Origin of the sequence: Streptomyces sp. A1136, from assembly GCF_004795055.1 — a bacterium.
GTDB lineage: Bacteria > Actinomycetota > Actinomycetes > Streptomycetales > Streptomycetaceae > Streptomyces.
The window spans coordinates 83,181-109,162 of the sequence record NZ_SSBJ01000014.1 but is presented as its reverse complement, the minus strand read 5'-3'; the positions used below and the strand labels follow the sequence as shown (position 1 = coordinate 109,162).

Annotated in this window: 26 protein-coding genes and 1 pseudogene; 7 read left to right on the top strand and 20 right to left on the bottom strand. The window is 71.9% G+C overall.

Annotated elements, in window-relative coordinates; all coding sequences use genetic code 11:
* Positions 1 to 55 precede the first annotated feature (55 nt).
* Complete coding sequence (locus E6R62_RS15855; protein WP_136214073.1) at positions 56 to 826, bottom strand: response regulator transcription factor; 771 nt, start codon at positions 824 to 826, stop codon at positions 56 to 58.
* A 248-nt stretch (positions 827 to 1,074) separates the two neighbouring features.
* Between E6R62_RS15855 and E6R62_RS15850 the strand changes: the two genes are divergently transcribed.
* A complete protein-coding gene (locus tag E6R62_RS15850; protein ID WP_240801698.1) occupies positions 1,075 to 1,674 on the top strand; it encodes a ScbR family autoregulator-binding transcription factor in 600 nt (199 codons plus the stop codon).
* Between the two features lie 50 nt (positions 1,675 to 1,724).
* Here the strand turns inward: E6R62_RS15850 and E6R62_RS15845 are convergent, their stop codons facing one another.
* The 6 genes from E6R62_RS15845 to E6R62_RS15820 form a co-directional block, all read right to left on the bottom strand.
* Positions 1,725 to 2,705: an SRPBCC family protein gene (locus tag E6R62_RS15845; protein WP_136214071.1), complete on the bottom strand. Its 981-nt coding sequence runs from the start codon at positions 2,703 to 2,705 to the stop codon at positions 1,725 to 1,727.
* A gap of 85 nt (positions 2,706 to 2,790) precedes the next feature.
* Complete coding sequence (locus E6R62_RS15840) at positions 2,791 to 3,054, bottom strand: actinorhodin polyketide synthase (RefSeq protein WP_136214070.1); 264 nt, start codon at positions 3,052 to 3,054, stop codon at positions 2,791 to 2,793.
* Between the two features lie 143 nt (positions 3,055 to 3,197).
* Positions 3,198 to 4,019: an AfsR/SARP family transcriptional regulator gene (locus E6R62_RS15835; protein ID WP_136214069.1), complete on the bottom strand. Its 822-nt coding sequence runs from the start codon at positions 4,017 to 4,019 to the stop codon at positions 3,198 to 3,200.
* Between the two features lie 182 nt (positions 4,020 to 4,201).
* A complete protein-coding gene (locus E6R62_RS15830) occupies positions 4,202 to 5,038 on the bottom strand; it encodes an AfsR/SARP family transcriptional regulator (RefSeq protein WP_136214068.1) in 837 nt (278 codons plus the stop codon).
* 334 nt (positions 5,039 to 5,372) lie between these two features.
* Positions 5,373 to 6,056, bottom strand: a complete 684-nt coding sequence (locus E6R62_RS15825; RefSeq protein ID WP_136214067.1) for a ScbR family autoregulator-binding transcription factor — start codon at positions 6,054 to 6,056, stop codon at positions 5,373 to 5,375.
* 101 nt (positions 6,057 to 6,157) lie between these two features.
* Entirely contained in the window at positions 6,158 to 6,856 is a 699-nt protein-coding gene (locus E6R62_RS15820) for a ScbR family autoregulator-binding transcription factor (protein WP_136214066.1), read from the bottom strand.
* A 602-nt stretch (positions 6,857 to 7,458) separates the two neighbouring features.
* Here E6R62_RS15820 and E6R62_RS15815 point away from each other — a divergent pair.
* A complete protein-coding gene (locus E6R62_RS15815) occupies positions 7,459 to 8,526 on the top strand; it encodes a ScbA/BarX family gamma-butyrolactone biosynthesis protein (RefSeq protein WP_136214065.1) in 1,068 nt (355 codons plus the stop codon).
* Positions 8,527 to 8,981: 455 nt separating this feature from the next.
* Here the strand turns inward: E6R62_RS15815 and E6R62_RS40875 are convergent.
* Positions 8,982 to 9,581 (bottom strand): annotated as a pseudogene (locus tag E6R62_RS40875) (NAD-dependent epimerase/dehydratase family protein); the annotation flags it as partial.
* A gap of 52 nt (positions 9,582 to 9,633) precedes the next feature.
* On the opposite strand from E6R62_RS40875, the gene E6R62_RS15805 reads away from it, so the two are divergent.
* A complete protein-coding gene (locus E6R62_RS15805; RefSeq protein ID WP_136214063.1) occupies positions 9,634 to 10,110 on the top strand; it encodes a GNAT family N-acetyltransferase in 477 nt (158 codons plus the stop codon).
* A 4-nt stretch (positions 10,111 to 10,114) separates the two neighbouring features.
* Here E6R62_RS15805 and E6R62_RS15800 read toward each other — a convergent pair whose 3' ends face one another.
* Positions 10,115 to 10,327: a DUF4287 domain-containing protein gene (locus E6R62_RS15800; protein ID WP_136214062.1), complete on the bottom strand. Its 213-nt coding sequence runs from the start codon at positions 10,325 to 10,327 to the stop codon at positions 10,115 to 10,117.
* Complete coding sequence (locus E6R62_RS15795; protein ID WP_136214061.1) at positions 10,324 to 10,917, bottom strand: dihydrofolate reductase family protein; 594 nt, start codon at positions 10,915 to 10,917, stop codon at positions 10,324 to 10,326. Before E6R62_RS15795 ends, E6R62_RS15800 begins: the two co-directional genes overlap by 4 nt.
* 236 nt (positions 10,918 to 11,153) lie before the next feature.
* Here E6R62_RS15795 and E6R62_RS15790 point away from each other — a divergent pair, with 236 nt between their 5' ends.
* The gene (locus E6R62_RS15790; protein ID WP_136214060.1) at positions 11,154 to 11,702 is read left to right on the top strand and encodes a flavoprotein; all 549 of its coding nucleotides are present in this window, start codon (positions 11,154 to 11,156) and stop codon (positions 11,700 to 11,702) included.
* Positions 11,703 to 11,706: 4 nt separating this feature from the next.
* Here E6R62_RS15790 and E6R62_RS15785 read toward each other — a convergent pair whose 3' ends face one another.
* From E6R62_RS15785 to E6R62_RS15770, 4 genes are all read right to left on the bottom strand, one after another.
* Positions 11,707 to 12,225, bottom strand: a complete 519-nt coding sequence (locus E6R62_RS15785) for a DinB family protein (protein ID WP_306432431.1) — start codon at positions 12,223 to 12,225, stop codon at positions 11,707 to 11,709.
* Positions 12,226 to 12,285: 60 nt separating this feature from the next.
* Complete coding sequence (locus E6R62_RS41755) at positions 12,286 to 12,981, bottom strand: ScbR family autoregulator-binding transcription factor (RefSeq protein ID WP_136214135.1); 696 nt, start codon at positions 12,979 to 12,981, stop codon at positions 12,286 to 12,288.
* Between the two features lie 83 nt (positions 12,982 to 13,064).
* Positions 13,065 to 13,931: an AfsR/SARP family transcriptional regulator gene (locus E6R62_RS15775; RefSeq protein ID WP_136214059.1), complete on the bottom strand. Its 867-nt coding sequence runs from the start codon at positions 13,929 to 13,931 to the stop codon at positions 13,065 to 13,067.
* A gap of 219 nt (positions 13,932 to 14,150) precedes the next feature.
* Positions 14,151 to 14,738, bottom strand: coding sequence for a ScbR family autoregulator-binding transcription factor (locus E6R62_RS15770; RefSeq protein WP_136214058.1), 588 nt, complete (start codon positions 14,736 to 14,738; stop codon positions 14,151 to 14,153).
* Positions 14,739 to 15,057: 319 nt separating this feature from the next.
* Here E6R62_RS15770 and E6R62_RS15765 point away from each other — a divergent pair, with 319 nt between their 5' ends.
* A complete protein-coding gene (locus E6R62_RS15765; RefSeq protein WP_136214057.1) occupies positions 15,058 to 15,828 on the top strand; it encodes a glucose 1-dehydrogenase in 771 nt (256 codons plus the stop codon).
* A 31-nt stretch (positions 15,829 to 15,859) separates the two neighbouring features.
* On the opposite strand, the gene E6R62_RS15760 is transcribed toward E6R62_RS15765, so the two are convergent.
* The 3 genes from E6R62_RS15760 to E6R62_RS15750 all read right to left on the bottom strand — a co-directional run bounded on the left by E6R62_RS15760 (position 15,860) and on the right by E6R62_RS15750 (position 19,435).
* On the bottom strand, positions 15,860 to 17,182 hold the full coding sequence (locus tag E6R62_RS15760) for a cation:proton antiporter (protein ID WP_240801697.1): 1,323 nt from the start codon (positions 17,180 to 17,182) through the stop codon (positions 15,860 to 15,862).
* Between the two features lie 343 nt (positions 17,183 to 17,525).
* A complete protein-coding gene (gene argG / locus E6R62_RS15755; protein WP_136214056.1) occupies positions 17,526 to 18,971 on the bottom strand; it encodes an argininosuccinate synthase in 1,446 nt (481 codons plus the stop codon).
* 83 nt (positions 18,972 to 19,054) lie between these two features.
* Entirely contained in the window at positions 19,055 to 19,435 is a 381-nt protein-coding gene (locus E6R62_RS15750) for a hypothetical protein (protein WP_240801696.1), read from the bottom strand.
* Positions 19,436 to 19,719: 284 nt separating this feature from the next.
* Here E6R62_RS15750 and E6R62_RS15745 point away from each other — a divergent pair, with 284 nt between their 5' ends.
* Positions 19,720 to 21,906: a helix-turn-helix transcriptional regulator gene (locus tag E6R62_RS15745; protein ID WP_136214055.1), complete on the top strand. Its 2,187-nt coding sequence runs from the start codon at positions 19,720 to 19,722 to the stop codon at positions 21,904 to 21,906.
* Positions 21,907 to 21,912: 6 nt separating this feature from the next.
* Positions 21,913 to 22,473, top strand: coding sequence for an XRE family transcriptional regulator (locus tag E6R62_RS15740; protein ID WP_136214054.1), 561 nt, complete (start codon positions 21,913 to 21,915; stop codon positions 22,471 to 22,473).
* A 75-nt stretch (positions 22,474 to 22,548) separates the two neighbouring features.
* On the opposite strand, the gene E6R62_RS15735 is transcribed toward E6R62_RS15740, so the two are convergent.
* From E6R62_RS15735 to E6R62_RS15725, 3 genes are all read right to left on the bottom strand, one after another.
* Positions 22,549 to 22,926 carry a DUF6009 family protein gene (locus E6R62_RS15735; protein ID WP_136214053.1) on the bottom strand — a complete coding sequence of 126 codons (378 nt, stop codon included), beginning with the start codon at positions 22,924 to 22,926 and terminating at the stop codon, positions 22,549 to 22,551.
* Positions 22,927 to 23,106: 180 nt separating this feature from the next.
* A complete protein-coding gene (locus E6R62_RS15730; protein ID WP_136214052.1) occupies positions 23,107 to 24,684 on the bottom strand; it encodes a phage/plasmid primase, P4 family in 1,578 nt (525 codons plus the stop codon).
* Entirely contained in the window at positions 24,681 to 25,712 is a 1,032-nt protein-coding gene (locus E6R62_RS15725; RefSeq protein ID WP_240801707.1) for a bifunctional DNA primase/polymerase, read from the bottom strand. Before E6R62_RS15725 ends, E6R62_RS15730 begins: the two co-directional genes overlap by 4 nt.
* Between the last annotated feature and the right edge of the window lie 270 nt (positions 25,713 to 25,982).

Here is a 25,982-nt window from a genome sequence, read left to right as displayed (position 1 = left end):
CCCCCCTTCTGCTCGCCCCGGTTCAGTGTCGCGTCGCGTCGCGTCGTGGACCGGGTCAGCCCTGGCCGAACCGGAAACCGACGCCGCGGACCGTGATGATCCAGCCGGCGCCGATCTTGTTGCGCAACGTGCTGACGTGCGTGTCGACGGTCCGGCGCGACCAGGAGTCGCCCCAGACCCGCTCCATCAGGAGCTTGCGCGGGATGACGGTGCCGGGGTGCGAGGCCAGGAGGTAGAGCATGTCGAACTCCTTGCGGGTGGTCTCGACGGGTTCCCCGTCCAAGGTGACCTCCCGGGTCCCCGCGTCGATCCGCAGCGGTCCCGCGGTGATGGCGGCGGCCACGGGACGCGGCGGGCGCGCGCGGCGCATGACCGCTTCCATGCGCGCCATCAGCTCGCGGAAGCCGTAGGGCTTGACCAGGTAGTCGTCCGCGCCGGCCTGGAGGCCGAGCACCCGGTCCAGTTCGCTGCCCCGGGCGGTCACCGCGATCACGGCGATCTCGTGGGCGGCACGGATGCCCCGGCAGACCTCCAGCCCGTCGAGGTCCGGGAGTTCCAGGTCGAGCAGGACGAGATCGGCGTCGGTGTAGCTGCGCAACGCCTCGCTGCCGGTGGCGACGATGTCGACCTCGTGCCCGTGACGGCGCAGGCCGCGCGCCAGGGTCTCGGCCTCGACGGCGTTGCTCTCGACGATGAGAATGCGCCAAAGCGCCGACTGGGCGGCTCCGCTCCGCTGCGTCCTCAGACCCTCCGCGAGGGAGTGCCCTCCGTTCACTCCCGCAGCGACCGTGTGAGGTTCCAGCACAGCCATGGAACGCTGGTTCATCTGCCCCCCGTCCTCAAGCTCAGTTGAGCCAACGTCAATGAACATACAAACCGCTTCGTCGGTTTGTCAAAGATCTGATTACCCCTCAAACCCCGGCGAGACGCGCCACAAAGGGGTGAAACGGGGTGGGGGGACGGACGAGCCACGCTCATCCCCCTGCGCCCCACTCACCTTGCCGCAGTACAAGGCGCTGGACAATACCAACGAGACGGTTTAATAAGGGAGTAACTGCCATAGGAGCGAGCGTGATGAAACAAGAGCGCGCCCTCCGGACCCGCCAGGCGCTGATCAAGTCAGCGGCCGCGGTGTTCGGACGGTGCGGATACGCGGAGGCGACGCTGAACATGATCAGCGCGGGAGCGGGAGTGTCCCCGGGCGCCTTGCACTTCCACTTCGAGAACAAGGCGGCCGTCGCGGCGGCCGTCGAGTCCGCGGCGGCCGGTTGTCTGCGCACGGTGGCCCACGAGGTGTACGTGCGCCGGACCTCGGCCCTCCAGGCGCTCGCCGACAGCTCACTGGCCCTCGCCCACGCCCTGCTCTCCGACGTGGTGGCCCGCGCCGGCTTCCAACTCGGCCACGAGGTCCCCTACCCGACGGTGTACGACCTGCGCGAGGAATGGCACGCCTACGTCCGCCGGCTGCTCAAGGAGGCGGACGCGGAGGACACGTTGCTTCCCGGCCTGTGCCGGCGGCACGCCGCCGCGATGGTGGTGGCGGCCACCATCGGCTTCGAGCTGCTGGGCCGCGACGACCCCCAGTGGCTCTCACGGCGCACCCTGACCGGTTTCTGGCGGGTGGTGCTGCCCTGCCTGGCGGCCCCGGAGGCCCTGCGCGGACTGGACCTCTGAGAGCGCCCCGAAGCCGCCCGTGGGGCTCGCCCGGGGCCGGGGGCCCGCCGTCACACCGCGCGCAGGGCGCGACCCTCCCCGCCCGCGGACTGCCGCGCCTGCCCCAGGGCGGCCTCGCTCTCGCGCCGGAGCACCTCGCGCACGCGACGGCGCGCCGACTCCGGGTCCGCGCCCGGCCCGGGCGCCCGCTCGACCGCGCGCCCGTCCAGCAGGACGGCGTGCCGGGCCACCACCGTGCACCCGGCCCCCGCGTCGGGCAGCACCGACCACTCGCCGCAGTGCGCGGCGAGCAGGGGGTGCGGCCGGGTCCGGCGGTGGACGATGCGGCCGGCCGCCGGGAAGCACACCCGTACCGACTCCGTGGTGTACGCGGAGCCGTCGCCGTTCACCCGGACCAGGGTGGCTCGCTGTACGCCGGGCCGCTCCTCGGTGACGTCGGCGCGGACGACGTGCGGGACCCGACCGGGCCAGGCGCCCACGTGGTAGAGGGACTCCAGGAGCTGTTCGCCCGTCCCGGCCACGCGCACGCGGTCCTCGAAGGTCATCAGCAGCGCGTCGAGGTCCTTCCAGCGTTCGGCCGCCACCCGGAGGCCGTTCAGCGCGGCGCGTGCGTCCCGCTCGGCCGTCGCGAGCGCCTGCCGCGTCCGCGCGGTCGACGGCCCGGAGACGCCGGAGACGGTGGTCTCCTGCTCCAGCGTCAGCCTCGACCAGCCGGGCGCCAGTCGCGTCACGCTCAGGGAGCCGGCCACCGAGGCGAAGGGGGCCTGCGGGTCCTCCCGGCGGAAGTCCGCCCGCAGGGCGCCCGCGTCGAGGTTACGGCGCCATCGCGACGACGACACGGCGCTGTCCTCGGGGGCGGACCACAGGCGGAATCCGTCCGTGTCGCCGTCCGCGTCCAGCGGTTCCACGTGCAGGACGCCGGGCAGGAACAGCGGCCAGTGGGTCGTGTCGGCGACCAGTGCGTACAGGACGCCGGCCGGGGCGGCGGCGTCGACCGCGCACGACATCCGGTGTGCTCGCCCGACGGACATCGGACACCTCCTCCAACGCTTGACGCAGACCTTGTCCGGAGCCGGTGGAATCCCGCCGGAGCCTCGGCGGAGGCCCCGCGGCGTGTCAGACGGCGGCGCGTGCGCCCAGCACGCTGTTGACGAGGACGAGGTAGCGCCGCGGGGTGTCGGCGGCTTCGAGCAGCTCGCCGTCGAGGAGGATGTCGAACTTCCGCTCGATGTAGCCGGTGGTCTGTAGGACGGAGAGGCAGTCGTAGCCGAGTTCCATCCAGTAGAGGTCGAGGGTGTCCTCGTTCAGTTCGACACCTTCGTCCTGCCCTCCCCAGAACCGCAGGACGCGGGTCAGGTCGGTGAGTTCCAACCGGTCCATGGCCTACCTTTCTCCTCCCACCGGGAGCGGGCCGCCCCTCCCGAGGCCCCGACGCGGCGTGCCGGGCCGAGCAGAGCCTGGCCGCGCCCGGTCGAGCCCGCCTCGAGCGCGCGTGCGGCGCCGCTGGAGCACCGCCGCCCGGTTCAGGCCGCGTACAGGTCGAAGGTCGAGCTGCGGCGCGGGCCCGCCACCACGTCCAGGGCCGGGTCCACCCGCAGCATCGCCTGGTGCAGACGCTGGAGCTGGTGCGAGGGCTCCACCCCCAGGTCGTCGATGAGCCGGGTGCGCAGCCTGCGGTAGACGTCCAGCGCGGTGGCCTGCCGGCCCGAGCGGTACAGCGCCACCATCGCCTGGGAGTGCAGCCCCTCGTGCTGCGGGTGTCTGGCCATCAGTTCGGCCAGTTCCGCGAGCAGTTCGGTGTGCCGTCCCAGCCGCAGGTCCACGTCGATGCGCCGCTCGGTGGTCACCAACCGGCTCTCCGCGAGCCGCAGCACCTCGATCTCCAGCACCGGTCCGACCCGTACGTCGACCAGCGCCGGACCCTCCCAGAGTGCGAGCGCCTCGCGCAGCAGGTCGGCCGCGCGCTCGTCGTCCCCGGCCTCGAATGCGCTCTGGCCGCCGGCGACGAGGCGCTCGTACTCGTGGACGTCCACGCTCTCCGGCGGGATCTGGAGCAGGTAGCCGCCGTGCCGGGTGGTGAGCACGTCCTTGGCCGAGCCGGGGGCGCCGGGGCCCATGGCCGTGCCCAGACGCCGACGCAGCTGGAGGATGTACGTCTGCAAGGTGGTGAGCGCGCTCTGCGGCGGTTCGGTGCCCCAGATCTCTTCCATCAGGGTGGGGATCGGCGCCACCCGTCCGGGGTGGAGCGCGAGGAGCGCCAGGATCTGGCGCGGCTTGCCCGCCGTAGGAACGATCGATCCTCCGTTGACTTCGGCATTCAACGGTCCCAGAACCTGAATCTTCACGGTCTCCAGTCTCCCCTCCGGAATGGGTCGAGATGCTCACGGGTGTCAGCATTCGACGCGAGCACGGTAGCGGCGCGGTGTGCGGTGTCCCCGAAATCTCAAGCCGCTGTCGAGCGGCGCTCCGGGGATGGTGTGCCGGGGGTGGTGGCAGAGGGTTGGGCGGCGGGCCGTGCGCCCGGCCGTCAGCTCGCCGGGACCAACCGCTTGCGCGCGGGTCGCGCCGTCTCCTCCCGCGCGTCGGTCGCGTTCTCGGGGTCGGCCAGCAGGATCGAGCGCTGGAGTGCCCGCAGGGCGGTCGACGGTTCGATGCCCAGTTCCTCGACCAGGTTGGTGCGCAGCCTCTGGTAGGCGGTCAGCGCCTCGCCGCGGCGGCCGGAGCGGTGCAGGGCGAGCATGAACTGGCCGTGCAGGTTCTCGTGGGTGCGGTAGCGGCCGGCCAGGACGGTCAGTTCGCCCAGCAGCTCGCGGTGCCGGCCCAGTCGCAGGTCGGCCTCGATGCGCCGGTCGAGGGCGCACAGCCGGGTCTCCTCCAACCGCCAGGTCTCCATGTCCAGTTGCACGCCGGCCGCCACGTCGGCGAACGCGGGGCCGGACCACAGGGCCAGCGCCTCGCGCAGCAGACGGGCCGCGCCGCGGTGGTCGCCGGAGTCCATGGCGCGGTAGCCGAGGCCCGCGAGCCGGTCGAACTCGCGGACGTCACTGGTGCCGCCGGCGCTGTTCAATTGGTAGCCGCCGGGCAGGGTGACGAGGACGTCCTTCGCGGTCCGGTCCTCCTCGCCGCCCTGTTCCAGTGCCGCGGTGATGAGGGCGCGCAGCTGGAGCACGTAGGTCTGGAGCGTGGTGCGGGCGCTGCGCGGCGGCTTCCCGCCCCACAGCTCCTCGATGAGCGCGGTCACCGGCACCACCCGGTCGGCGTGCAGCGCGAGCAGCGCCAGGACCTGCCGGGGCTTCGCGGCCGTCGGCGTGATGGAGGTACCGCTCTCCCGTACCGCCAGTGCGCCCAGTACTCGGATGTCCACGATGTGCTCCCCCTGCTTGATCCTGGATGGTTCCTTGAGTCCCGCTGGAATGAGGAAAAAACAGCATCGCCGGTTTGTCAATACCAAACCGCTCGTACTGTTTCGTTCGCGATCCCGTCCGCTGTCCCCACAATGCATCGCTGAGCTGCACTTTTACCCCTCCGGAGAGCCTCCGGGGGGCCGCCGGGGCATACGAAAAATCCCCTCGGGATATATCCCGAGGGGAGGTTGCGGCCCATGAGAACCGACCATGGGGTCCGTTCGGACACCGCGGCCGAGCCGTTCGGGCGAGACGGCGGCCCGCGCCCGGCCACGGCGAAACCGACGACAGGCCTCAGGAGGCCTGGGCGGGACGGTCACCCGCTCGGGCCGACCGGGCGGCGGTCGCCGGGCCCGAACCGCCGGCCGATACGTCGTCGAGCCGGTGCCGGGCGACCAACTGGGGCAGCATCAGCCCCCAGTACCGGGTGAGCGAGGAACGAGAGGACCACTCGCGCCGGTCGGTCCCGAGCACCTCGAAGCCGACGATCGCCGCCACGACGGCCGCGGCGGCGTCCCGCGGGGACACCCCCTCGGCCAACAGCCCCTCGGCCGCCGCCTCGTGGAACATCGCCTCCACCCAGCGCTGCCACTGCCGCCGCACCGCCCAGCCGCGCTCGCGACCCACCGCCGAGCGGGCACCATTGCCCGCCACCAGCCCGAACGCCGCACTGACGACGGCGTCCCGGGCCAGCAGCGCCACCAGGTCGTGGGTCGAGTCGACGAGCGACTGGAGGGGGTTGGCCCCGGCGAGCCGGGAGACAGTGATCATCCGCAAGGACTCCGCCGCCCGGTCGACCACCGCCTCCGCCAGGGCGGTCTTGCTTCCGAAGTGGAAGTGCAGACCGCCCGTACTGACGCCCGCCCGCTTGCTGATGGTGGCGATGGAGGCGGTCTCGTACCCCTCCTCGGCGAACACCTCCGCGGCTGCGCGGACCAGACTTTCGCGCGTACGGACCGCGCGCTCCTGCTTCACCATGACATCTCCACAAACCGTGTCAGCGGTTTGCCCCAGGGAACGTGTGGATCGTGATGGTCGACCGGGCCGGTCGAAGCGGCCCGGAGTCCCCCTCGACCGCCTCAGGTGAGCACCGGCTCCTTGACCGCCAGTGCCGTCTCCTGCTCTTCCCCGAGGGACAGTTCCAATGCGCGGATCTCTTCCACGACCCGCTCCCCGCGGTCCGCCGCCATGTCCAGGCGTGCGAGCACCGCGGGCGTCGCGATGCTGGGGTAGACGTGCCGGTAGAGCGAGGCCACCCGTTGTTCGAGGTCCTCCCGGCCGGTCAACGTCTGCGAGTAGAGCTGCACGCCGGCCCAGCCGGCGGAGAGGATCCAGGCGGCCTCCGCGGGATCCACGTGCGGGAGCAGCTCGCCCTGGGCCTTGGCCTGCACCAGCCGCTGTTCGGTGATGTCGTTCCAGGCGGGCACCGATCCCCCGCCGAAGATCTCCCGCATGTCGGGCCCCAGCGACAGCCGCGCGCCGGCGCTGAGCATGGGATGGCGTCGCATCCGGTAGCCGAGCACCATGCCGACGTCGAAGAGCTCCTGGAGCTTGCTCTCGCGCGGGGGGACATCACCCTCGGCCATCTGCTCGTCGAGGACGCCCTGCGCCAGCTCCTGCTTCGAGGAGAAGTGGAAGTACAGCGCACCCTTGGTGACGCCTGCCCGGGCGAGGATGTCCGCGATCGTCGCCGCCTCGTAGCCTCGCTCGTCGAAGACGGCGGCCGCCGCCTCCAAGATTGCGCGCCGCGTGCGGACCGCACGCTCTTGCCGTGCCACGATGCCTCCGATGGTGTCTGGGAAACCGACCAAGGGGCTCTCTTCGGAGATCCCCTCCCCCCACCTCAAAAAGAACCAGAAGGTCCGTATTTTATCAAGTCCAGGAAGATAACAACCTGGAGTTCGAGGCGGTTTCATCGGCGCGCCTCCTCCTGTCGCCACGCTTCACACAGGAGCGAACCACCCTCTTCCGGTCGAGACCGAGTCTCATCGTCGAGATGAATACTAAACCGCTTGATCGGTTTGTTGTAGCGTCCAACGGTATCCCCGAACGCCGCCGACGTATCCGCCGAAGTCACTCTCCGCAGGGGGCAAGGGGTGCGGGCCTGCGAGGCGGCGACTCCTGCCGCAGGTCCCCCGAGGAACGGAATACCCCCTCCTACTTGGGGCGGGACCTCCAGGTGCCACGGAGTGCGATCGATTCGTAACGTGCCTGGTAGGGGTCGGGATGGGGCGCCTCGGACCCTTGTAGACACGTCCTCGCGACAGAGCTCGTGTCACAACTGCCCTTCGAAGTACCTTGCAAACAAAACCGGAGAGTACGTATCTTGCGGGCCAGGAGTGCACCCCCCAACCGTCGTTACGACTCTGTGGAGAGGTCAATGACCCTGCTGACGTTCCAGACCGACGCCCAGGTGCAGCCCCTGACCGGGACGGGGGCGCCTTGGACGCGCTGCAACGACCTTCCAGAGCTCACGAGCACGGTACCGAGGGAATACGTCCACCGGAGTTCCGTCGCCGAGGTGTTCCTGACCGGTTACCGGCGCACCGGTGACGACCTCTTCATGCTCAGCGGCCAGTGGCCCCGAGCCCACACCTTCTTCACCACCGCCGACGGCACCAGCCACGACCCCGTTCAGGCCGGTGAGACCATCCGCCAGGCCGGTCTCCTGCTGTGCCACGCCGAGTACGGCGTACCGCTCGGGCACAATGCCCTGCTGTGGAACCTCGGTTTCAAGGCGGACCCCGCACAGCTCTTCATAGGCACCAGACCCACCGACCTGGAACTCATCGCGTCCTGCCGCGACTTCGCCTGGAAGGGCAACCGGTTCTCCGGTTTCCTCGAAGTGAGCGTCCGCCGTGACGGCCGGGTCGCCGCCACCGGAACCGCGTTCTTCAGCTTCGTCCCGCCGGCGGTCTACAGACGGCTACGCGGCACATGCACCAGCAGCGCCGTCGCACCGGCGACCCGGGCGACGCCCCTCCGCCCGGTCGAGGCAGGCCGGCACCTGCCGATCGACGTGGTCCTCTCCCCCACCGCGGAAGCGGGCCGCTGGCTGCTGGACCCCTACCTGAACCACCCGATCCTCTTCGAGCACGCCAACGACCACCACCCCGCGATGGTCCTGGTCGAGGCGGCCCGCCAAGCCGCGTACAGCTCCTTCGCGACCGACGCGTTCAGCGTCACCGGTATCGAGTCGTCCTTCCTCAACTACGCCGAACTCGACGCTCCGTGCTGGATCGAGACGGAGCAGGCCCCTTCCTCGGACCCCTCCGTGCGCACGGTGCGGGTGGTCGGCCGTCAGGGCGAGGTGAAGGTATTCGAGGCCACGGTCACCGGCACGGTCGCCGTCGCCCCCGCGTCCGGGCCCGCCGCCGCGCCCCCGGTCGCCATGCCCGTCGAGGTTCCCTCGGCGCCCGTCACCACCCCGGTCCTCGCCGCCCTCTGATCCCGGTACCAGGAGGCGTACCGCTCGAACGTCTCCGCCGGCCGCGGGCCCGGCTCCGCCCCCACCAGCTTCCACAGCCGGCTGCTGTCGTACCAGTGGTCGACCGTGAGCAGCGAGAGCCTGCGGCGTACGAGGGGGTCGTCAGCGCCGCCCAACAGCGCCGGCGCCTCGTCCAGGGTGACCTCACCCTCCGGCGGGGGCACGTCCAGCGCCCGGGCGACGGCGGTGATCAGCTCGCGGCAGGTCACCGGCTCCGGGTGGGAAGCGTGCAGCACCTGCCCGGCGGGCAACTCGGGAAGCCGGGCGAGGTCCGCCACCGCCCCCGCCAGGGCGTCCGCCGAGATCATCGAGATCCGCGCCCGGCCACCGTCCACCCAGTGCGGGAGCCGGCCCATCAGGTCCGCGATCGCGGGGACGACCCACGTGTCCCCGCGGCCGTAGACCAGGTGCGGCCGCAGTACGGTACCGCCGGCCGCGAGGACCGACCGCTCGGCGGCCAGCCGCGTGACGCTGGTCGAGGAGGACGGCTCCTCGACCAACTCCCCCTCCGCCGCGCCCCGGTGCGGCTCGTCCCGGTACACGGCCGCTGTGCCGAGGTGGACGAAGCGCCGTACGCCGGCGCGCTCCGCCTCCGCCAGCAGGGCGCGGGTGCCTTCGGTGTTGACCGCCCGGCACTGTTCCTCGGTGCCGCCGATCCGCACGGCCATGTGGACGATGGTGGTGACGCCGTCGCAGATCCCGCGCAGCGAGCGCGGGTCGGTGAGGTCGCCGGTCACGGTCTCGACGGCCCGCGCGTCGGCGTCCTCGCCGGGGGTGGGGCGGCGGTGGGTGAACAGCCGCAGCACGGGGGCGTCGGGGCCGCCGGCCCGCAGCCGCCGCGTCACGTGGGAGCCGACGAAGCCGGTGCCGCCCGTCACGAGGATTCGTTCGGGTATCAACGACAACCTTTCGCCGGAGAGCCGAAGGCTCTGGTGGGGGGCACTGCCGGACGTCTCCGCGGGAAGTCCTGCGTCGGGGGCCCGGCGGGGGTTCCCTGCCGGGGTCTCACCTGTCATACCCCATACTCGGCCCGATGATCACCTACCCACGGGAAAGTAGGCTGAGAATATGACCAGCTCAACTCCCCGTCTGACGCCGGTGACCAGTGACAACTTCGACGCCGTGTGCGCGATCCGGCTCCACCCGCACCAAGAGCACTTCGTTTCTCCTGTCTTGAAATCGCTTGCCGAGGCGTACGTCCACGGGCCGCTCGCCTGGCCCCGGGCCATCGTCGACGGCGACGAAGTGGTCGGGTTCGTCATGGCGTTCCTCGACCACCCCTGGAACGGCGACCCGGCGGACCGACGTTCGGGCCTGTGGCGCCTGAACATCTCCGCCGACCACCAGGGGAAGGGGTACGGCCGCTTCGCGGTCCGGGCCGTCGCCGAGGAGGTCCGCCGCTCCGGCGGCTCGCACCTCTACGTCACCTGGCACGCGGGGGAGCGCGGCCCCGAGCCCTTCTACCTCGGGCTCGGCTTCCGCACCACGGGGGAACTCAGCGGCGGCCAGCGGGTGGGCGTCCTCGACCTGGCGCCGTCGAAGTAGCGGCCTACGCGGGGGCGGACCCGGCCAGGTGGTGTGCGACGAGCGCGTTGGCGTGACCGTGCCCCAGTCCGTGCTCGGCCTTCAACCAGGCGACCAGCTCCATGTGCCTGGTCAGCGCAGAGGCCCGCAGGAGTTCCTGCCACTCGGCGATCGGGCGGCCGTACTTCCGCTCGATGGAGGGGAAGTAGCTCGCGGGGCCCTTCACCGGGGCGCTCACGCCGTCACCGGCCGGTAGGTGCAGACGTTCACACCGGTGGAGCCGGTGACCACGGAAACCAGCTCCAGCGTGCGCAGGCCCCCGTCCTGCGGGAAGATCGTCTTTCCGCCGCCGAGCAGCACCGGCATGACGATGAGGCGGAGTTCGTCGACAAGGCCCTCGCCCAGCAGGCCGCGGACGAGCGTGGGGCTGCCCATGACGACCACGTCGCCCCCGTCGGTCGCGCGCAGCTCCGCGATCCGGGCCATGGCGTCGGCGGCGGGGACGAGCCGGGTGTGCTCCCAGGTCAGCCGGTCTTCGCCGAGCGTGCCGGACACCACGTACTTGGGCAGGGAGTTCATCCGGTCGGCGAAGGGGTCGCCCGCCCGCCCGGGCCACGCCGCGGCCATCGTCTGCCACGTACGGCGTCCGAACAGCAGCGCTTCGGCGCCGGCCAAGGTGTCGGTGAAGGCGCCGCCGACCACCTCGGGGTCGAAGAACGGGTGGGACCAACCGCCGTGGCCGAAGCCGCCGTCACGGTCCTCGTCGGGGCCGCCCGGGGCCTGGACGACACCGTCGAGGCTGATGAACTCGCTGATCACGATACGCATGGGGGAAGGTCGTCCTCTGTCTCGTCATTGAACCTGATCACGTTTCGAGTGGGTATCACGGCCGGTGCGCGAACTGTCGCGCCGCACGGTCACCGGCCGCCGCCCACGGGTATGGACCCGAGCGCCGCCCGAAACTCATCGGGCCGGCCCGTGTCCGGCGCGTGATCCGCCGTCCACGGAGATCATCCGGCACCCTCACGCATGGTCAAGGGCGGAAAATATGATCACATGGCGGTATGACGAGGACTCTGTACCTGCTCTGCTCGGCCGCCCCACCCGTCTTCGACGTGGCTCATGTCATCGAGGACGCCCAGTCGCGCGGCTGGAACGTCTGCCTCGGCCTGACCCCGACCGCCGCGCTCTGGGTGTCCGCCAGCCTCGACGGACTGGCCGCCCTCACCGGGAATCCCGTGCTGTGGCAGTACCCGCTGCCCGGCGACCCCGACGCCTGGCCGCCCGCCGACGCGGTGCTCTTCGCCCCCGCCACCTTCAACTCGCTCAACGCCTGGGCCCTCGGGCTCACCGACCGGTTCGTCGCCGGGGTCGCCGCCGAGGCCATCGGCCGGGGCACCCCGACCGTGGCCGTACCGTGCCTGAGCACCGCCCTGGCGGCGCACCCGCGCTTCGAGCTGTCGCTGAGCGTGCTGCGGGGTGCGGGCGTCGAGCTGCTGTACGGCGAGAACGGCTTCACCCCCGCCCCGCCCGGCGAGGTCGCCCCGGCGCCCTTCCCCTGGGCGCCGGCCCTCGACGCGGTGGACCGGGCGACGGCCCGCCCGGCCCCGTGAGCGGCTACTCGCCGGTGGCCCCGTCGATGACCTCGCGCAACAGGTCGGCGTGGCCGTTGTGCCTGGCGTACTCCTCGATCATGTGGGCGAGGACATAGCGCAGCGAGTACGTCTCCTCCCCGAAGTGCCCCTGCACGTCCAGCGACCCGGCCGCCTCCACGATGGCCCGCGACCGCGCGCAGGTCTCTTCCCAGATCCGCAGCGATTCGGCCGGATCCGCGTCCTCGACGTGGAACTCCGTCCGCTCTCCGGCCGCGTTGGCGGGGAAGTATCCGCGTACGTCCTCGTCGTTCACGACGTTGCGGAACCAGCCCCGCTCGACCTCCGCGAGGTGGCGCACCAACCCGAGCAGGCTCAGCCCGGACGGCGGCACGGCCCTGCGCCGCAGCTGCTCGTCCGTCAGGCCGGCGCACTTCATCATGAGGGTGTCGCGCTGCCACTGCAGCATGCCGGTCAGCGTGGCCCGTTCATCGCCGTCCTGTACGGGCGGCGTCCGCTTCACTCGCGTCGTTTCTTCCTTCACCCGTGCATGATCACACCGACCGCGGGCGAAGGCATCCGGGAAAACGGCGCCGTCCCGGCCTTACGCGACGCCTGCCGTCCGGTATTCGCCCACCCGGCCCGCGCCCACCAGGCTCGGCAGCAACAGCCCCCACAACGCGGCGACCTTCCGGCGCAGCTCCTCGTACGACAAGCCGGTCCCGGACAGCACCTCGATCCCCGACAGGGCTGCGGCGACCAACGCCTCCGCCTCCTCCCAGCGCTCCGGGCCGAGCTCCCCGGCCCCGGCCCCGGCCCCGGCGAGCACCGCGTCGCCGCCGAACCGCCCGTCGCCGTCGAACCCCGCCCCGGCCAACTCCCCGGCGTCCCGCGCCATCCGCAGCAACCCGCACACCGACGCCAGCCACGCCTCGTGGAAGTCCAGCACCGCCGGTTCCTGCCCCGCGCACTCCTTGGTGATCCGGAAGCTCGCCGGGATCGCCGCGTCCTCGTGCAGCGTCCGCGCCAGCCAGTGCGTCGTGTCGATCAGCGCCTGCAACGGCGAGGCCCCGCCCTCCCGAAGCCCTGTCACCGCCTCCTGCAACAACCGGCAGCCCTTGCGCTGCACGGCGTCCGCCAGGTCGTCCTTCGACGCGAAGTGGAAGTACAGCGCTCCCTTGGTGACCCCCGCCGCACGCGCGATGTCCCCCAGGGTCGCGTTGGCGTAGCCGTGTCGGTGGAACAACTCGGCCCCGGCGAAGACCAACCGCCTACGTGTCCGCTCCGACCTCTCCTGCACCGCTCGTCTCCTCTCGACCGCGCCGCCACGCACGCACCGCACCGCACCGCACCGCACCGCACCGCACCGCACCGCACCGAGGATCAGGCCCGTACGAGCCGCTCCCGAACATCCGTCGCACCTGCCCCGACACCGACACCGGCAGTCGCCCCGGCCCCGACCACCCGTCCCGCGGCCACCCCGTCCGGGCCGGCCATCAGGATCGACCGCTGCAACCGCCGCAACGCGGCCGACGGCTCGATTCCCAGGTCCCGCACCAGCGTCGTCCGCAGCCGCTGGTACACGTCCAGCGCTTCCCCGCGCCGCCCCGACCGGTGCAGCGCGAGCATGAACTGCCCGTGCAGGTTCTCGTGCGTGCGGTACCGGCTCACCAGCACGGTCAACTCGGCCACCAGCTCCCGGTGCCGCCCCAACCGCAGGTCGGCCTCTATCCGCTGGCCCAGGGCGCACAGCCTGGTCTCCTCCAGCCGCCGCGCCTCCATGTCCAACTGCACACCGCCGTGCACATCGGCGAACGCCGGTCCCGACCACAGTGCCAGCGCCTCCCGCAGCAGCCGCGCCGCCCCCGGGTGGTCACCGGCGTCCATCGCCCGGTAGCCCATCGACGACAACCGGTCGAACTCCCGCACGTCGCTCGTCCCGCCACCGCTGTTCAGCAGGTACCCGCCCGGCAGCGTGACCAGCACGTCCTTAGCCGTCCGTGAGCCGTCACCGCCCTCCAGGGCGGCCGCGATCAGCGACCGCAGCTGAAGTACGTACGTCTGCAACGTCGTACGGGCGCTGCGCGGCGGCAGACCTCCCCAGAGCTCCTCGATGAGCGCCGATACGGGCACCACCTGATCGGCATGGAGGGCCAGAAGGGCCAGGACCTGCCGGGGCTTGGGGGCGGTCGGCGTGATGGAGATCCCGTTCTCCCGCACGGCCAGTGCGCCCAGTACACAGATGTCCACGTCGTACTCCCCTGTCCTTGGATGAGTCGCAGGAGCCAGTAAAAAACGGGACAGACGGTTTGTCAATCGCGCCCACATCACACCTTTGTCACGCCCGGCCGCCACCCACCGCCACGCTGCCCGCCCTCCACCTGCAACATCTCCACTTTTCGAAACCCATCCACCCTTACTCGCGGCCACTTTCCTCCGTCAGTTACCAAACCAAACAGTCTCTTTCTGTTACCCCGGCGCCTGCCCTCCCAGCATCAGCGCCCAGATCCGCGCCACCATCTCCGGCGCGGCCCACCCCGGCTCGGCGGCGCCCAGCACCTCCAGCCCGACCGTCGAGGCCACCACCGCCCGCGCCGCGTCTCGCCGGGACACCCCCTCGGCGAGGGCTCCGCCCCTTTCGGCGGCCTCCAGCAACTCGTCCACCCACGACCGCCACTCGCCCCACACGTCGATCCGACCCCGGTGCGAGACGTCGGCGGACAGCCCGAAGCCGGCCCGCACCACGACGTCCTCGGCCAGCAGCGCCATCAGCGCGGACGTCGAGTCCGACAGGACCCGCAAGGGGTCCGCCGTCAGTTCCCCGCCCGCCCTGGCCGTGTCGATGATGCGCCGCACCGCGTCCACGGAGCGGTCCTCGACGGCCTGGGCGAGCGCGGCCTTGCCGGCGAAGTGGAAGTGGAACCCTCCTGTGGTCACTCCGGCCCGGTGGCTGATCGTGGCGACGGACGCGGCGGCGAACCCCTCTTCCGCGAAGACCTCCGCCGCCGCGCGCACGAGTGACTCCCGCGTGCGCGCCGCACGCTCCTGCTTATCCATGAGGGCTCCACAAACCGCATGCTCCGCATGCGCGGTACACCTGAGGAGGTGTGAGGGGATCGGGCGGCCACAGTCGGTGCCCACAGCCGAGTCCGGGCGGACTCCCGCTGGAGCCCCGTCCGCCCCTTCGCACCCACCGTCGCCCGTACGCCCCACGCACCCTCGTCATGACCCGCCTCCCTACCCGTCCCCCCGATCCGCCTCCCCGTCCCTCCCCACCCTCGCCTCGACGCCGCGCCGGCCCCGGCCCGATCGGCCGAAAAACGCTCGCCGGCGACCCGGGTACAAGCCGCCCCACCCGCTGCTACTGTCAGCCTCCATGAGTAGTGACATCGGTGTTCTCGCAGGCAAGTCGGCCCTGATCACAGGCGCCAGCGCCGGTATCGGGGCTTCCGCGGCCAGGGTGTTCTGCCGCGAAGGCGCCGCGGTCACCCTGGTTGCCCGCCGGGAGCCGCAACTCGCCGCGCTCACCGAGGAACTGCGAGCCGCCGGACACCGGGCCCAGTACGTGGTCGCCGACGTCGCCAAGTCCGAGGACGTCGCCCGCGCCGTCGCCGCCGCCGTGGACACGTACGGCAAGCTGGACGCGGCTTTCAACAACGCCGGTGTCGGCATCGAACCAGCGCCCATGCACCTCCTCGAAGAGGACGCATACGACACCGCCATGGACACCAACGTCCGCGGCGTGTGGAACTGCATGCGCCACCAGATCCGCGCGATGCTGCTCACCGGCGGCGGCGCGATCGTCAACAACAGCAGCACCGCCGGCCTGGTGGCCACCCCCGTGGGCGCCACGTACATCGCCTCCAAGCACGCGGTCATCGGTCTGACCAAGGCCGCCGCGACGGAGTACGCGCCCCACGGCATCCGCGTCAACGCCGTGGCCCCCGGCTCCACGCGCAGCGAGATGATCGACGGCTGGCTCAAGAGCAACCCGGAGATGGAGGACGTCCTCCTCCAGGCCGCTCCGCTGCCCCGGATCGCCGATCCGGCCGAGATCGCCGAGGCGGCCCTCTGGCTGTGCAGCGACCGCGCCTCATTCGTCGTCGGCACCACCCTTTCCGTGGACGGCGGTTGGACCACCCGCTGACCGGTCCCGGACAGCGGAGCCGTCGGCGTCGTCAGCGATCCGCCGGGGGACTCGTGCCCCGGGCGGCGTCGTCGGTGTCGGCGGTCTGAACACCGTCGACAGCGTCAGCCACGTTGACCCTGTCTGCGGCGTTGACGCCTTTGTCGGCGCCCCGCCCCGTCAACCGCCGTACCACCGGCCCCGTCAGCGCCGTGGTCACCAGGGCCATCAGCACCAGCACCGTGAACAGTTCCGGCCCGATCACCCCGAGCCCGAGGCCCACGTTCAGCACCACCAGCTCCGTCACCCCCCGGCAGTTCAGCAGCGCCCCCAGCACCACCGCCTCCCGCACCGGTTGCCCCGCCGCCCACGCGGCACCCCCGCCCCACTTCGCGGCCACCGCCACCAGTAGCACCGCCCCCGCCCACAGCCACGCTCCGAGGTCGCCGCCCAGCAACCCGATGTCGGTCCGCAGACCGCTCCCGACGAAGAACAGCGGCAACAGCACCGGGACCACGACCTCGCGCATCCGCCGGGCCGTCCGCTCCACCGGCGCCCGGTCCCGCGGCACCACCGCGCCGAAGACGAACGCCCCGAACAGCGCGTGTACTCCGATGGCGTCCGTCGCGTACGCGGCCAGGAACAGCCCGGCGAACAGGGCGACGGCCCCGCCACCGTCCCACCACTCGACACACCGGGCCAGGACCGGTCGTACCCCCCACCACATCCCGGCGAGGTAGCCCACGGTCAGGACCCCTGTGACCACCGCCCCGGCGACGCCGCGCCCGCTTCCGTCCGCCACCGCGACGACCGCCGCCAGCAGGCACCACGCCACCACGTCCGCGACCGCCGCGCACGCCATCGCCACCACCCCGACGGGCGTCCCGTGCAGGCCCTGCTCCGTCAGGATGCGCGCCAGTACGGGGAACGCCGTCACGCTCATCGCCACGGCCACGAACAGGACGAACGCGCCCCGACCCACCCCCTCCGGCGCGAACGACCCGTACATCGCCGTGGCCAGCAGGCCGCCCAGCACCAGCGGTACGACGACGCTCGCCTGGCCCATCACCACCACGGCCCGCCCACGCCCGCGCAACAGCCCGTGGTCCAGTTCCAGCCCCACCAGGAACATGAAGACGACCAGACCCAGGTTCCCCAGCAACCCCAGGTACGGGAGCACCTCCGCCGGCAACAGCCGGCCCTGCGCCGCGGGCCACACCCACCCCAACAGCGAGGGGCCGAGCACGATCCCCACGGCGATCTCCCCGATCACCGCCGTCTGCCCGCACCTGCGCATCACCGCCGCGCCGGCCCCGCACAGGAGCAGCACCACCGGCACGGCGATCAGCACCCCCGGCAGTGGATCACCCGTCACAAGCCCCTCCCCACGACGGCGTCCCCCGGCCCCTCCCCCCGACCACCCGCTCGGGAAACAGCCCCGCGCCGCGGCGAGGGGACTTCCGAAGGTCGCCCCGCGCGCACGTCCCCGAACCGGCCGGGGACCCAACCGGACGGCACCGGACCGGACGGCCACGGACCGGACGGCACCAGACCGGACGGCCACGGACCGGACGGCCACGGACCGGACGGCCACGGACCGGACGGCACCGGACCGGACGGCCACGGACCGGACGGCACCGAACGGAACGGCAAAGAGGCCGGCCCCGCGCCCCGGGGCGCCGGCCGACCTCTCCGCGTCGTGCTTGGACCGACCTCGGTCAGTCCGTGCCGAACTCCATCGCCGCGCGGTCCAGCATCTCCTCGTCACCGGAGACCTCGCCCCGGGAGGCGATGGCCTCGGCGCCACCTTCCGGCATGCTGCCGATCAGCCCGGTCGCGGCCGCCTGCGCCGCGCCGATCGCGGGGTTGGCGGTGCCGATCAGGCCGAGGGCCGCGTACTGCTCCAGCTTCGCCCGCGAGTCGGCGATGTCCAGGTTGCGCATCGTGAGCTGGCCGATCCGGTCCACGGGGCCGAAGGCCGAGTCCTCGGTGCGCTCCATGGACAGCTTGTCCGGGTGGTAGCTGAACGCGGGGCCCGAGGTGTCGAGGATCGAGTAGTCCTCGCCGCGCCGCAGCCGCAGCGTCACCTCACCGGTGACGGCCGCGCCGACCCAGCGCTGCAGCGACTCCCGCACCATCAGCGCCTGCGGGTCGAGCCAGCGGCCCTCGTACATCAGCCGACCGAGGCGCCGTCCCTCGTTGTGGTACTGGGCGACGGTGTCCTCGTTGTGGATCGCGTTCACCAGGCGCTCGTACGCGGCGTGCAGCAGCGCCATGCCGGGCGCCTCGTAGATGCCGCGGCTCTTGGCCTCGATGATCCGGTTCTCGATCTGGTCCGACATGCCCATGCCGTGGCGACCGCCGATGGCGTTCGCCTCCATCACCAGGTCGACGGGCGAGGCGAACTGCTCTCCGTTGATGGTGACGGGACGGCCCTGGTCGAAGCCGATCGTCACGTCCTCGGGGGCGATGTCCACCGAGGGGTCCCAGAACCGCACGCCCATGATCGGCTCGACGGTCTCCACGCCGGTGTCCAGATGCTCCAGCGTCTTGGCCTCGTGCGTGGCGCCCCAGATGTTGGCGTCGGTGGAGTACGCCTTCTCCGTGCTGTCCCGGTAGGGCAGGTCGTGGGCGAGGAGCCACTCCGACATTTCCTTGCGGCCGCCCAGCTCGGTCACGAAGTCCGCGTCCAGCCAGGGCTTGTAGATGCGCAGGTGCGGGTTGGCGAGCAGCCCGTAGCGGTAGAACCGCTCGATGTCGTTGCCCTTGAAGGTCGACCCGTCGCCCCAGATCTGTACGTCGTCCTCCAGCATCGCCCGCACCAGGAGCGTGCCCGTCACGGCGCGGCCGAGCGGCGTGGTGTTGAAGTAGGCCCGGCCGCCCGAGCGGATGTGGAACGCGCCGCACGTGAGCGCGGCCAGCCCCTCCTCGACCAGCGCGGCGCGGCAGTCGACCAGACGCGCGATCTCGGCCCCGTAGGTCTTCGCCCGACCGGGCACGGAGCCGATGTCCGGCTCGTCGTACTGGCCGATGTCGGCGGTGTAGGTGCAGGGGATCGCGCCCTTGTCGCGCATCCACGCGACCGCGACCGATGTGTCGAGACCGCCGGAGAAGGCGATGCCGACGCGCTCGCCGGCGGGAAGGGAGGTGAGGACCTTAGACATAGGAAGAGTATGCACACCCTCGCATGATCATGCAAAGTCCGCCCCGCGTTTTCGGGATGCGCGCGCCCGGGGCGGCCCGGAGGTCAGACCCGCCCGAAGCGACGGGTGCGGCCGATGACGCAGAAGCCGCGCCGCTCGCACCACTCCCGCGGTCGGTCCGCCGCGTCGGCGGTCAGGAACCGGGTCCCGCAGTCGACGTCGGCGGCCAGAGGCAAGGCGGCGGCCAGGACGGCATGCCCCGTGACCGCGCCTGAGGTGGGCCTGCGAGGTGAGCAGCTGCTCGATCCGGGCCGTGCCCGATGCCGGGTCCGCACAGAGGTCGGGTCGGCCCACGAGGCGACCTCGCCCCTCCGCGTGCGGGCGCCGACGAAGCGGACCACCTCCGCCCCGCGGCGACGAGCCTCGCGGCGCTCGACGGGGTGGCGCAGCACCTCCTCGTCGGCATCCGGAAGGAGACCCCGCAATCGCGGCCCCTCCCCTCCCCTCCCCTCCCCCGCCTCACCATCTCCACCGAGTCCCCTGAGACCGTCGCGGACGCCTCACCGCCCACCTCTCCCCCGACGACCTCAGGGCCGTCGCCGAGGTGCTGATAGCCGCATCCGAGGCAGCCCGCCGTAAGGGCCGGCGATGCGTTGTGCCTGTATCGGCGCCCCTGCGTGCGTTTCGTGTGCGTTCAAACGTGCGCTTCGCATAGCCTTGCCGCGGAGACGTTGATGACCGAGCCCGACGAGAGACCCGACGAGACGCCATGAGCCAGGACCCCGAACAGACCACCCTCTTCGCAGCGGTCGACGCCCTGCTCGAAGAGGCCGCCGCACAGGACGGTCTGCCCCACCCCGACGAGCGCAAGCGCCTGCGCGAGGCCGCCGGTCTGAGCCAGGACCAGATCGCCAAGGCCCTCTCCGTCCGCCGGGAAACGGTCACTTCCTGGGAAACCGGCCGCACCGCCCCCCGCCCCCCGAAGCGCGCGGCCTACGCCCGCCTCCTCGAAGGCCTCTCGGCCCTCCACCCCGCCCCCGGCACCCCGGCCCCCGCCCCCGCCCCCGGGACCCTGCCGGACACGCCCTCCTCCCCCGCGGCGCCCGCAGAGGCCGGGACCGCAGAGGCCACCGCGACCATCCCCGCCCCCCAACCGCAGCCTCAGCCCCACCCCCCGACCGCCTCTCACCCGCCCGCCCCCGCTCCCCCCTCCCCCGTCCGACACTCCCGCGCCCCGCACTCCCCCGCGCCCCGCACCACGCCTCCCCGCACCACCACCCCCCACACCGCCCCCCTCGCCGTCCTCACCGGTACCACCCACGCCCACATCGGCGGCGGCGTCCTCCTCGACCTCCCCCCCAAGGCCGCCACCCATCTCCCCACCCTCATCGCCTGGGCCCTCGGCCCCGACGCCAACCTCCGCTCCCCGCGCCTCCACCGAAACGGCAAGGACGGCGACCCCCTCCTCGTCCTCACCGCGGCCGCCACCGAAGCCCTCGGCCTGCCCCTCGTCCTCGAAGACCGCCGCGCCCTGCGCCTCCCCGACACCCACCCCGCCCTCAAGCTCCTCGCGCAGCACAAGTGGCAGCTCACCCGCCGCGGTTTCGGCCCCTGGGCCCGCGTCTACCGCCCCGCGACCCCCACCACCGGCCGCCAGTGCGTCCAGCTCGCGATCCTCCCCTGGGGCGCCCTCGACTCCCGCGCCTGGGGCGAGGACACCGCCGACCTCCCCGCCCCCGAACTCGCCGAGCTCCTCACCACCTACGCCACCCGGGTCCTCACCCCCCGCGGCTCGACGGCGGTCACCGGTCTCGAACTCATGACGGCCCTGCGCCCGCCCACCCGCGCCGCCCGCAACCCCGTCACGGGCGCCTGGGAATCCGCCCCGGTCCCCGGCTCCCTGACCCGCCCCGTCGACCCGGCGCCCCCGGAGGCCCCCGACGAACACCCGGTCGTAGCCGCCCTCTACCCCCGGGCCCACCAACGCACCCCGGACCAGGTCCTCGACGAAGAGGCGTACGACTGGTTCCGTGACCCACAACTCCTCACCGACGACGAGTGCGCCCGTACCCACGCCGTCGGCATCGACGTGAACATGGCCTTCGCCGCGGCAGCCAACCGTCTCGTCGTCGGGCTGGGTCCCGCGACCCACACCACGGCGCCCCGCTTCGACCCCAAGACCCCCGGCTGCTGGCTGGCGGACCTCTCCTCCCTCCCCCACGACCCCCGTCTCCCGAGCCCCTTCACCCCCCACGGCCGCCCCCCGACCGGCCCGGCCTGGTACGCGACCCCGACCCTCGCCTACGCGCAGGAACTCGGCCACGCCGTACACCCCACCGAGGCCTGGCTGCGCCCCGAGAGCGGCGCCTACCTCGACGCCTGGTACACCCGCCTCCGCGACGCCTACATGGCCACGATGGCGGACCTCGGCATCACCCCCGCCCTCACGGAGAGCGAGTTCCTGGAGGCGATGACGACGTACAAGCAGCACGACCCGATCGCCGGCTCGGTCCTCTCGGCGATCAAATCCACCGTCAAGGGCGGCATCGGCAAACTCCGCGAACGCCCCCAGGGCGCCGGCTACCGCCCGGGCGAGGCGTGGGCGGCCCTCGAACGCCCCACCTGGCGCCCCGACATCCGCGCCGCCGTCATCTCCACGGCCCGGGTCAACATGCACCGCAAGATGCGCAAACTGGCCACCGCGGCCGGGGAGTACCCCATCGCGGTCCTCTCCGACTGCGCCGTGTACCTCTCCCCCGGACCCGGCCCCCTGGACTTCCTCCCCCGCACCCCGGAAGGCAAGCCCCTGCCCGGCGGCTTCCGTATCGGGGTCAGCCCGGGCATGGTCAAGCACGAGGGCACCCAACCCCTCCTCTGGGCCGTCGAGATGCTCGACTCACAGCTCAACCCCGCACGCCACATCAAGGGCCACGACGCAGCGGCCGACGGAGAGTAAGGACCCATGCCCCCCTCCGAGATCGACGAAAGCCTCGTCCGCGCCGACGAGCAGAACTTCACCCGCCCGATCCCCAGGTCCGCGGGCGCCCAGATGCGCTTCCTCGTGAAGCAGCTCAGGTCCACCCGGGAAACCGCGCGCCTGCTCGGCATCTCCCAGCGCACGGTCGAGCGCTACGTCAAGAACCAGATCAGGAGTCCCAAACCGGCCCTGGCCACCCGCCTGGCCGACGAGGTACGCCGCCGTTGGCAGCCCCTGGTCCGCCGGCGCGCCCGCGACCGGGCCGCCCGCACCACCGGCCTCGTCATCGAGACCCGCGCCCGCTTCGGCTTCACCGCCGCCCCCGGCACCACCGACGACGGCCGCATCCGACGCATCACCCAGCACCTGCCACCGGAGTACGCGAGCCGCCTCTTCACCGCCCAGGAGGCCGGCGCCACCGAAGCCGAACTGCGCGCCATCGCGGCGGAGGGCCTCCAGGAGATCTACTTCAAGGACAACGGCGGGCGCGCCGCCGGGCTCCTGGTCGAGTTCACCGACATCGACTACGTCGACTTCGCCTTCTGAGGCCCCGGGCACCGCGAAGGTCCCTCGGAGCGCGCGGAGCACTGAGGGACCGGAAATGGTTGCGCGGCGGACGGATCAGGCGACCGTGGGCGCGGAGAGCCCTCGCTGCGACCGCTCCGTCTTCCTCCCGACCTGCCGGGGCTGGATCGTCCGCGGGTCCACCGCCTCGCCGGGCGCCCCTTCGCGGTACAGCCCGTCGGGCTCGGCGTCCCGATCGTGCGGCAGCAGGTAGAACACGCGCCGCTTCTGGAGCCCGCTGTCGGGATCGGCCTCCGCCGTCTCACCGAGCTCGGTGAAACCGATCATGCGCCCGTCGCGGTGGTACCGGGGCTTGCCCCGCCGACGGGGCGTCTTGTCGAGGGCCTGGCGGACGTAGTCGAGCTGCTCCGGGTTCTCCAGCCACACCACTTTGACCTCGTGGGCGAGATCGCTTGCCGACAGTAGCGAGCTCATGGCGTGGGTCCCTCCTCATGCACGTCGCCCCGACGGGGCCCCTGGTTCCACCGCGCCGCGAGCGGCGCCGGTGCCGTTATGCAGCCGCCGCCTGTGCGGCGCGACCGGGTGGTGGATGTGTTCATGTTCCTCGTCCATCGTAGGCATGCCCGTCCCGGGGCGGCGGCACGCATGGGCCGATCACGTCGTGGTTGCCCTGTTCGCCTCGCGCGGTAACTGGTCCTCGTCCGCGAGAAGCGCCAGCCCGGGATAGAACTTCTGCCCGTTCGAGCGCAACATCTCACTCGGTGACGCGACACCGACCTCGGCCCTGATCCGCGTGGCGAACGCGCGCGTGGTCGCGGGCCGCAGGCCCTCCCCATCACTGCACCAGGCACTGTAGGCGCGGTAGAGGGCGCCCTGTTCCACTTTCAGGTCGCGGGGCTCGGCGAAGTCGCTCCCGGTGGTGCAGCACTCCGCCAGGAACCGCCCGATGTGGTCCTCGGTGGTGGCGTAGGCCTGCGTGGCCGTACGGACCACGCTGGGCCCCACCAGGGCCGGTTTGGCGGCGAGGTAGGCCTTGGCGCCCTGGATCATCCAGTGGAGGATGCCGGGGCCCTCCTCCTGGACGAGCGTCTCGGCGAGGTTGTCGATCTTGCGGTGGTCGGGAACGACCTTCTCGAAGGGGATGAGCCGGATACGGCGCCAGAAGGCATGGCCGCCCGTCCCCACCTCCGGTCGGTGGTTGCCCAGCAGCCAGAGTTTGTGCGTCGGTTCGAAGCTGAAGAAGTCCTGCCGCATCCGGCGCGCCTTGAGCCGATCGCCGCCGGTGAGCAGTTTGACCCGGGCCTCGTCGAACTTGTCGTGGGGCTTGAGCTCGCTGCAGACGAAGAGCCGCCGGCCGTGCAGCTCCGTCAGCTCGGTCGAATGTTCGTTGAACTTGCCGCGCTCCATCAGGAAGCCGGGGGGCGCCACGTCCGCGTAGTCCCCGAGGATCTTGATCACCACGTCGAGCAGCGCCGACTTCCCGTTCGCGCCCACTCCGTAGAGGAACGGCAGCACCTGGCCGCCCACGTCGCCGGTGATGCTGTAGCCGAGCAGGAGATGCAGGAAGTGGATCATCTCCTTGCCCTTGTCGTCCTCGCCGAAGGTCTCGTCCAGGAAGCGGTGGAAGCGCGGCGTGGGCACGGCCTCGGGCGCCAGGTGCGTGGCGCGCGAGTGGAGGTCCTGCGTGGGGTTGGGCTTGTGCAGGTCGCCCGTGCGCAGGTCCACGACGCCCGCCGGGGTGCACAGGGCGTACTTGTCCCCGTCCAGGGTGTCGGGGTCGAGTGCGAGCTCCGGCGAGGCCTTGGCCTGCGTGAGCATGGCCTTCACGCCGGAGGTGGACATCGCCCGCTTGCGGTGCTGGGCCAGCTCCCGGTCGGTGAACACCCCGCGCGGGTCGTGGACGGGCAACTCCTCGGCCATGTCCCCGGCGGCCCAGATCGCGGCCTTCTCGCCGCCCGTGCGCTTCCACCGGTACTCGTCCCACACGTACCAGCCCAGGCCCTCGACGTGCCGGAACCGGTCGTGGTGCAGGTGCGCGAACAGCTTCGCGTTTCCCCGGTCGGTCAGGTTGTGCAACAGACCGGCCTGGACGAAGTCGGCGGCGCCCGCGACGGCCTGCGCCCCTGCCTGCTGGGCGGGCAGGCGCGGGCCGGCCGTCGCGGCCTCCGTGCCGAACGCCGCGAGCTGTTCCGCCGCGGCCTGGGCGTCGAACCCCGTGCTTCCGGCGCTCATGCGCGTTCCTTGGGCTGGATCGGTCGTTCTCTTCCGGCGCGCAACCCCGCGTCGACGATGAGGACGTTGCGGCGCGTCTGGTGCGGGCGAGCCCCGTCCGCCGCCTCCAGGAGCAGCCGGCGGCCCTCCTCTTCCACGAGGTGCCCGGCGGCGACCAGTCCACCGGCGGTGAAGGCGGCCCGGTTGAGCTTCTCGCTGAACGCCGTCCCGGAGGGACTGAGTCCGCAGGCACGCACTTCCTCCAACAGCGACGCCAGCACCCGATCCCCCTGTCCCGATCCCTGTCCTTGTCGTCCCCTGCCCCGCGGAGCCCGCTTCGCCCGGGCCGGCGCCGGCGCCACGGGCTGCCCGTCGTGCCCCGTACGCACCAACTCGGCGGCCAGCCACAGCGGGAGGGCCGCCGGGACCCGCGCGCCGGGCAGCGCCTCGTAGACCCCTGCGGAGGTGCGGGTGGAAGGCGCCACGATGTACCCGCCGATCGCCCGCACGTCGACCTGCCAGGCCAGTGCGACCCGGGAACTCGACCCGCTGGAGCACCGGAACCGCGGCCCGTCCTTTGGCGCCCGGTACCAGATGTGCATCCCGCCGGAGGGTGTGCGTACGCGCAGGGTGGAGGCGTCCTCGCACGGGTTGGGCCGGGACCGGTGAGCGGCCAGGAGCGCCAAGGTGTCGAATCCGCTCCGCAGACCGGTCAGGTCGACCCGGTCGTCGATGGCGATGCCGGGAAGCAGCCGCTGCCGGTCGGGCAGCGGCGCCGAATGCGCGTCCACGTCGATGACCACGAGCCCGGCGGCACCGCAGGCCACACCGATCCCGAAGTCCGGCTCCGTCTGCCACCATTCCCGCACCGTACGGAGATCGGTGGTCGCGGCGTGGAACCCGTGGCACCAACGACGCTCGGCACGGCAGGGGCAGGCCTCCGGGGCATGCTCGCTCTCCCGGCAGTCCCGACAGTTGGCGGCGGGCGTCTTGCCACCCGGAGCCAGCGGATGGACGGGGTAGCCCCGTCCCGCCAGCCAGACGGCCACATCCATCGGCCCCCCGCCGCGCACACCCTGCGACGGCCCCTCGGGATGGACAAGCACTGGCTCTTCCTTGACGCGGTGTCGGAGACGGCTGCTCTGTCCCCGGACCATGCTTCGGAGGGACCAGAGGGACTGAAGATTCACTATCGCGGAGATTACCCCAGGGAAACCCCCACGTCCGGTGTGGATCACTCCTCTATTCGAATTTGAGTCCCTTCAGTCCCTCCGTCCCTGAGGCCCCAGGCTCCTCCGCCCCGGGGAGTTTCCGGCGAT

What these genes read in the sequence shown, in the direction of transcription:
- E6R62_RS15855 (WP_136214073.1), bottom strand. Translation starts at nt 826, where the DNA reads ATGAACCAGCGTTCCATGGCTGTGCTGGAACCTCACACGGTCGCTGCG.
- E6R62_RS15850 (WP_240801698.1), top strand. Translation starts at nt 1,075, where the DNA reads ATGAAACAAGAGCGCGCCCTCCGGACCCGCCAGGCGCTGATCAAGTCA.
- E6R62_RS15845 (WP_136214071.1), bottom strand. Translation starts at nt 2,705, where the DNA reads ATGTCCGTCGGGCGAGCACACCGGATGTCGTGCGCGGTCGACGCCGCC.
- E6R62_RS15840 (WP_136214070.1), bottom strand. Translation starts at nt 3,054, where the DNA reads ATGGACCGGTTGGAACTCACCGACCTGACCCGCGTCCTGCGGTTCTGG.
- E6R62_RS15825 (WP_136214067.1), bottom strand. Translation starts at nt 6,056, where the DNA reads ATGGTGAAGCAGGAGCGCGCGGTCCGTACGCGCGAAAGTCTGGTCCGC.
- E6R62_RS15815 (WP_136214065.1), top strand. Translation starts at nt 7,459, where the DNA reads ATGACCCTGCTGACGTTCCAGACCGACGCCCAGGTGCAGCCCCTGACC.
- E6R62_RS15805 (WP_136214063.1), top strand. Translation starts at nt 9,634, where the DNA reads ATGACCAGCTCAACTCCCCGTCTGACGCCGGTGACCAGTGACAACTTC.
- E6R62_RS15795 (WP_136214061.1), bottom strand. Translation starts at nt 10,917, where the DNA reads ATGCGTATCGTGATCAGCGAGTTCATCAGCCTCGACGGTGTCGTCCAG.
- E6R62_RS15790 (WP_136214060.1), top strand. Translation starts at nt 11,154, where the DNA reads ATGACGAGGACTCTGTACCTGCTCTGCTCGGCCGCCCCACCCGTCTTC.
- E6R62_RS15770 (WP_136214058.1), bottom strand. Translation starts at nt 14,738, where the DNA reads ATGGATAAGCAGGAGCGTGCGGCGCGCACGCGGGAGTCACTCGTGCGC.
- E6R62_RS15765 (WP_136214057.1), top strand. Translation starts at nt 15,058, where the DNA reads ATGAGTAGTGACATCGGTGTTCTCGCAGGCAAGTCGGCCCTGATCACA.
- argG (WP_136214056.1), bottom strand. Translation starts at nt 18,971, where the DNA reads ATGTCTAAGGTCCTCACCTCCCTTCCCGCCGGCGAGCGCGTCGGCATC.
- E6R62_RS15745 (WP_136214055.1), top strand. Translation starts at nt 19,720, where the DNA reads ATGAGCCAGGACCCCGAACAGACCACCCTCTTCGCAGCGGTCGACGCC.
- E6R62_RS15740 (WP_136214054.1), top strand. Translation starts at nt 21,913, where the DNA reads ATGCCCCCCTCCGAGATCGACGAAAGCCTCGTCCGCGCCGACGAGCAG.
- E6R62_RS15735 (WP_136214053.1), bottom strand. Translation starts at nt 22,926, where the DNA reads ATGAGCTCGCTACTGTCGGCAAGCGATCTCGCCCACGAGGTCAAAGTG.
- E6R62_RS15730 (WP_136214052.1), bottom strand. Translation starts at nt 24,684, where the DNA reads ATGAGCGCCGGAAGCACGGGGTTCGACGCCCAGGCCGCGGCGGAACAG.